Origin of the sequence: Vogesella alkaliphila (genome assembly GCF_014652475.1) — a bacterium.
Lineage (GTDB): Bacteria > Pseudomonadota > Gammaproteobacteria > Burkholderiales > Chromobacteriaceae > Vogesella > Vogesella alkaliphila.
On sequence record NZ_BMYW01000018.1, the window covers coordinates 1 to 9243 of the forward strand.

14 protein-coding genes are annotated in these 9243 nt (G+C 65.7%); 12 read left to right on the forward strand and 2 right to left on the reverse strand.

Translation table 11 applies throughout. The features are described from left to right. Positions 1-118: 118 nt before the first annotated feature. Positions 119-259 (forward strand): hypothetical protein, encoded by a 141-nt coding sequence (locus IE100_RS16180; RefSeq protein WP_189375624.1) that lies wholly within the window; start codon positions 119-121, stop codon positions 257-259. 18 nt (positions 260-277) lie between these two features. Here the strand turns inward: IE100_RS16180 and IE100_RS16185 are convergent, their stop codons facing one another. Continuing rightward, the gene (locus tag IE100_RS16185) at positions 278-505 is read right to left on the reverse strand and encodes a hypothetical protein (protein WP_189375625.1); all 228 of its coding nucleotides are present in this window, start codon (positions 503-505) and stop codon (positions 278-280) included. Positions 506-743: 238 nt separating this feature from the next. Here IE100_RS16185 and IE100_RS16190 point away from each other — a divergent pair, with 238 nt between their 5' ends. The 4 genes from IE100_RS16190 to IE100_RS16205 all read left to right on the forward strand — a co-directional run bounded on the left by IE100_RS16190 (position 744) and on the right by IE100_RS16205 (position 4239). Beyond that, on the forward strand, positions 744-1307 hold the full coding sequence (locus tag IE100_RS16190) for a YIP1 family protein (RefSeq protein WP_189375626.1): 564 nt from the start codon (positions 744-746) through the stop codon (positions 1305-1307). A gap of 23 nt (positions 1308-1330) precedes the next feature. Beyond that, on the forward strand, positions 1331-1753 hold the full coding sequence (locus IE100_RS16195; protein ID WP_189375627.1) for a DUF488 family protein, N3 subclade: 423 nt from the start codon (positions 1331-1333) through the stop codon (positions 1751-1753). 89 nt (positions 1754-1842) lie between these two features. Next, entirely contained in the window at positions 1843-2292 is a 450-nt protein-coding gene (locus IE100_RS16200; protein WP_189375628.1) for a MarR family transcriptional regulator, read from the forward strand. Between the two features lie 294 nt (positions 2293-2586). Continuing rightward, on the forward strand, positions 2587-4239 hold the full coding sequence (locus IE100_RS16205) for a diguanylate cyclase (RefSeq protein WP_189375629.1): 1653 nt from the start codon (positions 2587-2589) through the stop codon (positions 4237-4239). Positions 4240-4407: 168 nt separating this feature from the next. Here IE100_RS16205 and lptM read toward each other — a convergent pair whose 3' ends face one another. Beyond that, the gene (lptM, locus tag IE100_RS16210) at positions 4408-4518 is read right to left on the reverse strand and encodes an LPS translocon maturation chaperone LptM (RefSeq protein WP_189375630.1); all 111 of its coding nucleotides are present in this window, start codon (positions 4516-4518) and stop codon (positions 4408-4410) included. Positions 4519-4606: 88 nt separating this feature from the next. On the opposite strand from lptM, the gene cyaY reads away from it, so the two are divergent. From cyaY to IE100_RS16245, 7 genes are all read left to right on the forward strand, one after another. Beyond that, positions 4607-4924 carry an iron donor protein CyaY gene (gene cyaY, locus IE100_RS16215; RefSeq protein WP_189375631.1) on the forward strand — a complete coding sequence of 106 codons (318 nt, stop codon included), beginning with the start codon at positions 4607-4609 and terminating at the stop codon, positions 4922-4924. Further along, positions 4925-5335, forward strand: coding sequence for a YqaA family protein (locus tag IE100_RS16220; protein ID WP_189375632.1), 411 nt, complete (start codon positions 4925-4927; stop codon positions 5333-5335). It begins immediately after the preceding gene. Positions 5336-5522: 187 nt separating this feature from the next. Then, positions 5523-6305, forward strand: coding sequence for a 16S rRNA (adenine(1518)-N(6)/adenine(1519)-N(6))-dimethyltransferase RsmA (rsmA, locus tag IE100_RS16225; protein ID WP_189375633.1), 783 nt, complete (start codon positions 5523-5525; stop codon positions 6303-6305). A gap of 113 nt (positions 6306-6418) precedes the next feature. Then, a complete protein-coding gene (locus tag IE100_RS16230; RefSeq protein ID WP_189375634.1) occupies positions 6419-7153 on the forward strand; it encodes an amino acid ABC transporter ATP-binding protein in 735 nt (244 codons plus the stop codon). A 103-nt stretch (positions 7154-7256) separates the two neighbouring features. After that, entirely contained in the window at positions 7257-8156 is a 900-nt protein-coding gene (locus IE100_RS16235) for a glutamate/aspartate ABC transporter substrate-binding protein (RefSeq protein ID WP_189375636.1), read from the forward strand. Positions 8157-8286: 130 nt separating this feature from the next. Further along, on the forward strand, positions 8287-9030 hold the full coding sequence (locus IE100_RS16240) for an amino acid ABC transporter permease (RefSeq protein ID WP_189375637.1): 744 nt from the start codon (positions 8287-8289) through the stop codon (positions 9028-9030). After that, positions 9030-9243 (forward strand): ABC transporter permease subunit (locus IE100_RS16245; protein WP_189375639.1); only part of this gene is annotated, 214 nt, incomplete at its 3' end. The genes IE100_RS16240 and IE100_RS16245, both read left to right, overlap by 1 nt.

Genomic DNA, 9243 nt, shown 5'->3' on the forward strand with positions numbered 1-9243 from the left:
GGATAAGTCTGTCTGGGGATTGGGGTCGCTCGGCCTTTAACTGATTTGTGCAACAAAGCCCCTGATAGGGAAAAATCTGGTGCAGCACTCGGAGGATGTCGGCCAAGGCTGGCATCGAATGACGGTACTGCTGCGGCTGCAAAAGGACGCGAGCGGAAAGATTCGTCTCGTGCAGGACGACCGCTGCCTCGGCAACCCCAATAAGCACAAGGATATCCCCAGCGCCCGCAAGGCGTTGTCCCGTTGCGAGGGGCGGTAAGGAATTTATGGCACCGGCTCAGGACGGAAACAGGCTCAGCCGGCGCGCGCCTTCCACCGCCTGTTCCATATTGTTGCTCTCGTCCTGCCACACCCACACCTTGTGCAGCGGATCGAACGCTTCCACCAGCCACAGCCGGCCGCCGGTGCCCAGCGCGATCAGGCGCGCGCGGGTCGGGCGTTGGTAATTGAACACGACCGCGTCGCTGGTAACCGGGGTGTTGCTGCTGGCAGGCGGGGATCGCATGGCAAGACTCCATCAAGACAATGCTGTTGCAATGCAAAAGCCATGCCAGGCTCAGGCCGGCGCCGGCCTTGCCGCCATTGCCCGGGAGGTGATGTTGCGGTGCGGCGTAAAACGTACTGCACCGGGATAAGGCACGACTACGCCTTCTGGCGCCTTGTATTTGTATCGTAATGCGATATATTTCAGGGGAGGACGCGCCCTGTCGTGCCCGTCCGTCACGTCAGCAAGGAGTGTCGCCATGACCCCGCTTACCCCGCTTCGCATGTTGCTGTCCTCGCATCACGGCTGGGACGAAATCGCCCACCACCATGCCTCGACCGCCCGGTCCTTCTTCCGCATCGTGCTGCCGGCCTCGCTGTTCGCCGCCGGCATGCTGCTGTACGCCGCCTATTTCAACGGCGAGGTGTACGCGCCGCAGGTGTCGCTGGCGCAGTGGCAGGCGGTGATCGTGCTGTTCCTGCTGCTGAACTGGTTCAGCGTGCACCTGATGGCCGGTTTCATCCGCATGGCGGTACACGCCGAGGTGCGGCCGCCGTACGCCGATTGCTACCGGTTGGCGGCGCTGGCACCGTTGCCGATCTGGCTGTCGGCGCTGTCGCTGCTGGTGCCGCTGCCGTTCTTCAATATGGCGATCGGCCTGCTCGGGCTGCTGGCTTCCGGCCTGCTGATCTATCACGGGCTGGATGCGCTGTTCGAGCACGAGGACTCGGTGCGTACCGAGTCGCTGGCCTACACCGTGTTCACCGTCGGCGCCCTGCTGTGGGCGGTGCTGGTGGCGCTGATCGCGGTACCGCTGCTATGAGGGCGCCCGAGATGAGTTCAGAGATGAGTTCCGCTATCCAGCTGCTGCCGGCCAGCCAGTGCCCGGCGCGACGCGACAACGTGTTCCTGCTCGCCGCGCGCTGGCCGGCAGGGCTGCCCCGTGGCAGCCTGCCGCGGGCACGGTGGCTGCCGCGTGCGCTGCCGGCGCCGGGGCTGCAGGCCTGGCTGCGCCGCGATCCGCTGCGCTACGCGCTGTTCTGCGAGACCTACTGGGCCGATCTCGCTGCCAACCCGCCGCGCTGGCAGGCGTTGCTGCAGGCCGCCGCAGAAGGCGGCGTGGTGCTACTGTACGACGGCGAAGACGGTCTCTTGAATCCGGTGCGCGCGCTGGCGCGCTTCCTCGAGGCGCGCCTGGCGGCGCAGGGCTACTGGCACGACGCCGCCCGGCGCAGTTCGCCGGTGTGCTACGCCGGCCTGTCGCACTGAGCATGGCGGAGGCATCGCCCGGACGCGCCGCCACGGCGGCGGCGCGGAAATCTGCTACGCTGGCGGGCTTGTTGCCTGGTGTTGCCACGATGAACCGTTCCCCCCCGACTCCGCTGTCCAAGGACGACTTCGAGCGTCTGGCCGATTTCCGCTACCGCCTGCGCCTGTTCCTGCGTTTCAGCGAGGAGCTGGCGCAGAGCAACGGCATCACCCCGCTGCAGTACCAGCTGTTGCTGCAATTGCGTGGCTACCCGGGGCGCGACTGGGCGACGGTGGCGGAGCTGGCGCAGCGGCTGCAGTCGCACCACCACAGCGTGGTCGGGCTGGTCAGCCGTTGCGTGGCGCAGCAGCTGATCGTGCGCAAGCCGGGGCGCGAAGACCGCCGCTGTGTCGAGATCAGCCTGGCGCCGAAGGGCGAGGAGCTGGTGCAGCGGCTGGCACGCGCGCACCGCGACGAGCTGCTGGCGCTGCGCCAGACCAGCGGCGCGCTGTCGCTGGACCTGCTGCTGCAGGCGGCGCAGAGCCTGGCACCGGACTGAGGCGCCACCGCCCGTCGCCACGTCAATCTGGTCGTCATGGCCGTGGCCTGATGTTGCGCTGCGATTGTTGTTTTTTGCGCCCTGCCGCCGCCAATCCGTCATTGCGGCCAACCTTCTGCTACGTCCTTGCCATAAATCGGTATATAAATTCAGCCATCTGAATTCCCGGTGGTTTTTATGATCGGCGCTGACAAATCCTGTGATCCGGTAAACGCATCGCGTCGTCCCCATCCGGCTGCGACGGCCGTCGCGGCGGCTGCGGCCGGCGGTGCGGGGTCGCAGCGTCAGACCCTGTTGCGCTTGTTGCGCAGCGCGCGCGAGGCCGGCAGCAGCGGCCGCCATCATCACGGCCTGCAGGCGGCGGAAACGGCGCTGCAACTGGCCGGCGAACATGGTTTCGAGCACCTGCGCAGCGAGGCGCTGGCCCTGCTGGCGCTGCACCGCTTCCGCCTGGGCCAGCTGGCCGACGCCATCCCGCCGGGGCTGGAGGCGGCGTCGATGCTGGAGCGGCCCGCCGATGCCGCCGCCCGCGCCGAGGTGCTGTGCACGGTGGCGATGGCCTGCAACGAGCTGGGGCTGGCGCACGACGGCCTGAAGTACGCGCTGGAGGCGCTGAGCGCCGCCCGTCTCTGCCGACAGCCGCTGACGCTGAGCTGGGCGCTGAACCGCGCCGGGCTGTGCACCTACAGCGCGGTCGGTGATCTGGAGCAAAGCGTGGCGTTGCTGCAGCAGGCGCGCGAGCTGGCGGCGCAGCACGGTCATCTCGTCGCGCTGTTCAGTGCGATCAACAATCTCGGCTCCAGCTACCGCACCGCCGGCCAGCTGGCGCAGTCGCTGGCCCAGTCCGGGGCCGCGGCGCTGCTGGCGCAGTCGCTGGACTACTTCCAGCAGGCGGCGGCGTTGGCGGTCACGGCGGACAACCCGCACCTGCAAGCCAGCGCCATCATCAACCTGGCGGAAATCCTCACCGATCTCGCGCGCTACGACGAGGCGCTGCTGCAGCTGGCGCAGGGTCGCGAGCTGGCGCGCTGTGGCGACTTCGCCGCGCTGCAACACCGTGCCGACCTCACGGAGGCGATCATCCTGCACCGCAGCGGGCAGCTGCCGGCTGCGATCGCGGTGCTGGAGCGGGTGCTGGCGCTGCCGGCGGAGCGGATCGAGTACGAGATGCGGGTGCTGGCGCACGAGGCGCTGTACCGCGTGTACAAGGACGGTGGCCAGTTCGAGCCGGCGTTGCTGCAGCTGGAGCGCCTGCGCCAGCTGGAACAGTCGCTGGCCGGCAAGCGCGGCAGCACCCAGGGCTGGGCGATACGCAAGGAGCTGGAAATCACCAGCGCGCGGCTGGAAACCGAGCGCGAACGGCTGAAGGCCGAGCACGAGCGCCTGCGCGCGGCGCGGCTGGAGGCGGAAAAATCGCTGGCCGAGGCGCGCATGAACGAGCTGGAGCAGGCGGTGCTGGTCGACGCGCTGACCGGGGTCGGCAACCGCCGCTGCCTCGACCGCGAAGGCCCGCAGCGTCTGGCGCAGCTGCACGGCGGCTTTGACGGCATGGCGGTGGTGGTGCTGGATCTGGACTACTTCAAGTCGATCAACGACCGCTTCGGCCACGCCGTCGGCGACGATACCCTGCGCAAGGTGGCGCAGCTGGTGGTGCTGCACACCCGTTCGGTCGATCTGGTGGTGCGCTACGGCGGCGAGGAATTCGTGCTGCTGCTGATGGAAACCTCGCAGGAGGCGGCGGTGGCGACCTGCGAACGCCTGCGGCTGGCGCTGATGGACTACGACTGGAGCACGCTGCACCCGCTGCTGCACGTCACCACCAGCCTCGGCATGGCGTGGCAGAACCAGCCGCAGGACTGGGAGCGCACGCTGCGCGCCGCCGACCTCGCGCTGTACCAGGCCAAGCACAAGGGCCGCAACCGGCTGGAGGTTGCGCCGGTACCGTAGCCGGTGTGGCGCTCGGGCCGGTGCCGGATGCGGCAAGGTCTTCGCGGGGCTACGGTGCGCGCGGCGCTGCGTTGTCGTCGCGCACTGCCTGCGCTAGCCCCTCGCCATCACGTCTCCCGTTGCGGACATGGGCGTCGGCAAGCTTGGCCGCACGCCGGCGCCGCGCGCTTACGGCGCGGTCTGCTGCTGGCCGGCCGGGGCCGGCAGATACAGCGGGCCCTTGAAGCCGCAGGCGGTGACAACGGTGGCGACGAGGACAAACATCAGCGCAGTACGCATACGGAATCCGGTAGCTATGGCAAAATCGCAGTCTATCAGGCGCGAGCCTCCCACCCCAAGCCATGCGGCCAACCTTTAGGACTTTTCCATGACTGAAAGCGAATTCCTGACCCTCACCGACGGTATTTTCACGCGCATCGAAGCGGCACTGGATGAGGCGGAGCTGGATCTGGACTGCCTGAAGACGGGGAATGTGCTGGAAATCGAGTTCGACAGCGGCGAGAAGGTGGTGGTCAACCGCCACGTGCCGAACCAGGAGCTGTGGATCGCGGCCAGGAGCGGCGGTTTCCACTTCGCGCTGCGCGACGGCCAGTGGCTGGCGGCACGCGACGGCAAGGAGTTCGGCGCCACGCTGTCGGCGGTGGTCGGCCACGCCGCCGGCTGCGACTTCGTGTTTGCCGTCTGAGTGAGCAGCTGGCTGCTGCTGGGCGGCCTGGCGGCGTCGGCGTTCCTGTCCGCCACCGTGCTGCCGGGCAATTCCGAGCTGGCGCTGGGCGCCTTGCTGCTGCAGCGTCCGGAGCTGCTGTGGCCGGCGCTGCTGGTCGCCACCGCCGCCAATGCGCTGGGCAGCATCAGCAGCCTGTGGCTGGGGCGCTGCGTGCCGCCCAGGCCGCTGCCGCCGCGGGCGGCGGCGTGGTTCGAGCGCTTCGGCCCGGCGGCGCTGTGGCTGAGCTGGGTGCCGCTGGCCGGCGACGCGCTGCCGCTGGCCGCCGGCTGGTTGCGGCTGGCGTTCTGGCCCTGCGCGCTGTGGATTACGCTGGGCAAGGCCAGCCGTTACGCCTTGCTGGCGTGGGGAATGCAGGGCCTTATCCGGTGAGGCGTACGCGCCGGCCGGCCGCCGTCCGGATTTCCGGACGCCATGCCGGTGGCGGCTGCACCATGGCGTTGTACTGGCGCGCGGCACGATCGCCGCTATGCTTGAGTTAGACCTTTATCTTTGTGCGACAGTCTTTGCCTGCCAGCGCCGGTCGAGCCTGTCGCCGTTTTTCATCCAGAAAGTAGCAATGAGCAAACACATTCCGCGCAAGCGCTTCGGCCAGAATTTCCTGCAGGACAGTAAGGTGATCGAGGACATCGTCAGCGCCGTCGGCGCCCAGCCGGGCGATGTGGTGATCGAGATCGGCCCCGGCCTCGGCGCGCTGACCAAGCCGCTGCTGCAGCGTCTAGACCATCTGCATGTGGTGGAGATCGACCGCGATATCATCAGCCGCCTGCGTGGTGAGTTCTCGCCCAAGCGGCTGACCATCCACGAGGGCGACGCGCTGGCCTTCGACTTCGGCAGCGTCTGCGACGGCCCGTTCAAGCTGGTCGGCAACCTGCCGTACAACATCTCCACCCCGCTGCTGTTCCACCTCGCCCGTTACGGCAACCGGGTCACCGACATGCATTTCATGCTGCAGAAAGAGGTGATCGACCGCATGGTGGCGGCGCCGTCGACCCCGGATTACGGCCGTCTGACGGTGATGTTGCAGTACCGTTTCGACATGGAACAGATCTTGCTGGTACCGCCGGGTGCATTCTACCCGCCACCGAAAGTGGATTCCGCGGTGGTAAGGATGATTCCTGATGCCGGTCGCTGCGGGGTGGCGACAGACGAGGCGCTGCTGGAGGAGATCGTGGCGCAGGCTTTTGCCCAGCGGCGCAAGACCTTGCGCAACAACCTCAAGGGCGTGATCGGCGACGATGCCCTGCTGTCGCTGGGCATCGACCCGGCGGCCCGGGCCGAGACGCTGAGCGTGCAGCAGTATGTGGCGCTGGCCAACCACCTGGCCGCCGCGCGCGGCTGACCATGTTGCGCTGCGGCTTGCTGTAGCAGGTTGGCCGCAGCACAATCCGTTTTGAATGATGCGGACCGTGCCGCACCACGATGCTGGCTGTCACAGGAATTAAAGGAAAAGCGATGATTCGTTTCAACAATGTCCACAAGTGGTTCAAGGACTTGCACGTACTGAACGGGATAGACCTGCAGGTGGCGCAGGGTGAGGTGGTGGTGGTGTGCGGGCCGTCCGGCTCTGGCAAGTCGACCATGATCCGCACCGTGAACCAGCTGGAGAGCATCAACGAGGGCGAGATCTGGGTCGACGGCAAGAACGTCGCCGACCCGAAAACCGATCTCAACGCGCTGCGCGCCGAAGTCGGTTTCGTGTTCCAGCACTTCAACCTCTACCCGCACCTGTCGGTACTGGACAACATCACGCTGTCGCCGATCAAGGTCAAGGGCATGGACAAGGCCGCGGCCGACAAGCAGGCGGTGGCGCTGCTGGAGCGGGTCGGCCTCGCCCACAAGAAGGACGCCTTCCCGGCCCAGCTGTCCGGTGGCCAGCAGCAGCGTGTGGCCATCGCCCGTGGTCTGGCGATGGAACCGCGGGTGATGCTGTTCGACGAACCGACCTCCGCGCTGGACCCGGAGATGATCGGTGAAGTACTGAAGGTGATGAAGGATCTGGCCGAATCCGGCATGACCATGATGGTGGTCACCCACGAAATGGGCTTTGCCCGCGAAGTGGCGGACCGGGTGGTGTTCATTGACCACGGCAAGATCGTGGAACAGGCGCCGCCGGAAGAGTTTTTCAAGAACCCGCAACACGAACGGGCACAACAGTTTTTACGGCAATTGCTCACCCCGATGAGCTGATTGCCTGCCGGCACCGCCAAGCGGCGGTGCCAGGTTTCCGGGCCATACCTGGTCGGTACGGCTTGATAAAAGCAGCAAAACCCAAGAGAAAATGGAGAAACCAATGCGTTTTACGACTCGTCTGCTGACTACCGCTGTCATCGCTTCCGCTTTTGCCGCTCCGGCCATGGCCGAAGGCACCCTGGACAAGATCAAGAGCTCCGGCGTGATCGTGCTCGGTCACCGTGATGCCTCGATCCCGTTCTCCTACCTGGCGAACGACCCGACCAAGCCGATCGGTTACTCGCACGACCTGCAGCTGAAGGTGGTCGAGGCGGTCAAGAAACAGTTGAAGATGCCCAACCTGCAGGTGCGCTACAACCTGGTGACCTCGCAGACCCGCATTCCGCTGGTACAGAACGGCACCGTGGACCTGGAGTGCGGCTCCACCACCAACAACCTGGAGCGCCAGAAGCAGGTTGCCTTCTCCGTCGGCATCTTCGAGATCGGCACCCGCCTGATGACCGCCAAGACTTCCGGCATCAAGGACTTCCCGGACCTGAAGGGCAAGAACGTGGTGACCACCGCCGGTACCACTTCCGAGCGTCTGCTGAAGGCGATGAACGCCGAGAAGCAGATGGGCATGAACATCATCTCCGCCAAGGACCACGGGGAGTCGTTCCTGATGCTGGAATCGGGCCGTGCCGTCGCCTTCATGATGGACGACGCGCTGCTGTACGGCGAAATGGCCAAGGCCAAGAACCCGGGCAACTGGGTGGTGACCGGCAAGCCGCAGTCCTTCGAAATCTACGGCTGCATGCTGCGCAAGGAAGACCCGGCCTTCAAGAAAGTGGTCGACGACGCGCTCAAGGCCACCTTCAAGTCCGGCGAAGTGAACAAGATCTACAGCAAGTGGTTCATGGCACCGGTGCCGCCAAAAGGCCTGAACCTGAACTTCCCGATGTCCGACGAGTTCAAGGCGCTGGTGGCCAAGCCGACAGACAAGTCTGCCGAGGAAATGTAAGCAGCTTGTTGGTAATGACGGAGCGGGTTTTCTGAAGCAAGCGTGAAACGAGACCGGGACCGGGTGGCAACACCCGGCAACCCGCTCCCGGAGGGGCGCTGCTGGCGCCCCTTTTCTTTTGGAGAAGTCAATGAATTACAACTGGGACTGGAACATCTTCTTCAAGTCCACAGGCATCGGCAGCGAAATCTACCTCGACTGGTTCGTCTCCGGTCTGGGCTGGACCATCGCGGTGGCGCTGGTGGCCTGGATCGCGGCGCTGGCCATCGGCTCGGTGCTGGGCGTGATGCGCACCCTGCCGGGCAAGGTGCTGCCGGCGATTGCCACCGCCTACGTCGAGCTGTTCCGCAACGTGCCGCTGCTGGTGCAGCTGTTCCTCTGGTATTTCGTGGTGCCGGACTATCTGCCGGAAGCGACGCAGGTCTGGTTCAAGCAGGACCTGAACCCGGCGACCTCGGCCTATATCTCGGTGGTGGTGTGTCTGGCGCTGTTTACCGCGGCGCGGGTGTGCGAGCAGGTGCGCACCGGCATCCAGGCACTGCCCCGTGGCCAGAGTGCCGCCGCGCTGGCGGTCGGTTTCAGCATCGGGCAGACCTATCGCCACGTGCTGCTGCCGCAGGCATTCCGCATCATCATCCCGCCGCTCACCAGCGAGTTCCTCAACATCTTCAAGAACTCCTCGGTGGCGTCGCTGATCGGCCTGATGGAACTGCTGGCGCAGACCAAGCAGACCGCGGAATTCAGCGCCAACATCTTTGAGGCGTTTACCCTGGCCACGGTGATCTACTTCGTGCTCAACATGAGCCTGATGGCGCTGATGAACCTGGTCGAGAAGAAAGTACGCATTCCCGGCATGATGGGAGGGGCCAAATAATGGATTTCAGCCAGATTATCCCGTCGTTGCCCAGCCTGTGGGACGGCATGAAGCTGACGCTGCAGCTGCTGGCACTGGCGGTCGCGGGCGGCATCGCCCTCGGTACCGTGCTGGCACTGGCGCGCATGTCCAACAGCGCCGTGCTGTCCGGCTTCGCCAAGGCCTACGTCAACTACTTCCGCTCCATCCCGCTGCTGCTGGTGATCACCTGGT

What these genes read in the sequence shown, in the direction of transcription:
- lptM (WP_189375630.1), bottom strand. Translation starts at nt 4,518, where the DNA reads ATGCGTACTGCGCTGATGTTTGTCCTCGTCGCCACCGTTGTCACCGCC.
- cyaY (WP_189375631.1), top strand. Translation starts at nt 4,607, where the DNA reads ATGACTGAAAGCGAATTCCTGACCCTCACCGACGGTATTTTCACGCGC.
- IE100_RS16240 (WP_189375637.1), top strand. Translation starts at nt 8,287, where the DNA reads ATGAATTACAACTGGGACTGGAACATCTTCTTCAAGTCCACAGGCATC.
- IE100_RS16200 (WP_189375628.1), top strand. Translation starts at nt 1,843, where the DNA reads ATGAACCGTTCCCCCCCGACTCCGCTGTCCAAGGACGACTTCGAGCGT.
- IE100_RS16235 (WP_189375636.1), top strand. Translation starts at nt 7,257, where the DNA reads ATGCGTTTTACGACTCGTCTGCTGACTACCGCTGTCATCGCTTCCGCT.
- IE100_RS16185 (WP_189375625.1), bottom strand. Translation starts at nt 505, where the DNA reads ATGCGATCCCCGCCTGCCAGCAGCAACACCCCGGTTACCAGCGACGCG.
- IE100_RS16180 (WP_189375624.1), top strand. Translation starts at nt 119, where the DNA reads ATGACGGTACTGCTGCGGCTGCAAAAGGACGCGAGCGGAAAGATTCGT.
- IE100_RS16190 (WP_189375626.1), top strand. Translation starts at nt 744, where the DNA reads ATGACCCCGCTTACCCCGCTTCGCATGTTGCTGTCCTCGCATCACGGC.
- IE100_RS16230 (WP_189375634.1), top strand. Translation starts at nt 6,419, where the DNA reads ATGATTCGTTTCAACAATGTCCACAAGTGGTTCAAGGACTTGCACGTA.
- rsmA (WP_189375633.1), top strand. Translation starts at nt 5,523, where the DNA reads ATGAGCAAACACATTCCGCGCAAGCGCTTCGGCCAGAATTTCCTGCAG.
- IE100_RS16195 (WP_189375627.1), top strand. Translation starts at nt 1,331, where the DNA reads ATGAGTTCCGCTATCCAGCTGCTGCCGGCCAGCCAGTGCCCGGCGCGA.